Raw genomic sequence first — 869 nt, forward strand, 5'->3', positions numbered from 1 at the left:
TTTTCTGCATATGGGATAGAATGGTGGTCGAGATAAGCTTTGCAAGAGGCTTCCAACAGATTTGCTGCAAATAGAACGGCCTCCCTTGGATCTTTTTCTATATTTTCTAATGCCCTATTTATTTCGATTTCTACTGCTGAAAGTCCTTTCTCTGCAATACGGTTTTGTAGCTCTTTTATAGAAAGAAGACCTGCTTTGATAATATACCCTCCACGCTGATATTCCAATCCATCTTTCTTTAACGTTTCTAAAATTTTACGTTGATCTTCTTTTAACTGTAGAGTTTTTTTGTATAACGATGAATTCAATCCGGTAGGGTCTGGATCATAATATTCTTTTTCCATAAAATCACTAAGCAGGTTACCAAGGAATTCAAGTGGTTCTTCGCATTGAGAATTGATTGCACGTAGCCACGCTTTAACTTTTTGGATTTTTGTACCTTCTGGAATTTCAGGAGGAGCAAATGATGCAATAAACAAGTCATCTAACTCGTTATGCGTATAATGGTGCGCAAACATTGGAGGGAGTAGTCCAATGATTGCAGAAGGGATTTTGTTTTTCTGAGATATTGTTTGCGGAGATGATAATTGCATTTTATGGCTTTATAATATCAAAAAGTGGTATGTGGAGTGGTTGTTAGAATATAATTTTATTGCTTGACCTTGCTTAGAAAGTCGCGCAACAATTTTGTGGCTTATATAAGATTTGTGAAAGAGAAATGCCATATTGTGTTTTAATTTTTTTCCTTTCATTGTTATAACAGTGAAGGGGGTGAATAATGCGTGATAATTGGAAAAATATAGAATGAGAACAGAAGTATAATTTTGTATTATCGTAACTGCAATAGCATTCTTTATTGGCAGATTGTT

The 869-nt window shown here is 34.8% G+C and carries 1 pseudogene; it reads right to left on the reverse strand.

Annotated features, from left to right (window positions below):
- Positions 1 to 593 (reverse strand): annotated as a pseudogene (locus ACFIL8_RS11330) (hypothetical protein); the annotation flags it as partial.
- Positions 594 to 869: the final 276 nt, after the last annotated feature.

This window comes from Bartonella sp. AP57NXGY (genome assembly GCF_042195805.1).
Taxonomy (GTDB): domain Bacteria; phylum Pseudomonadota; class Alphaproteobacteria; order Rhizobiales; family Rhizobiaceae; genus Bartonella.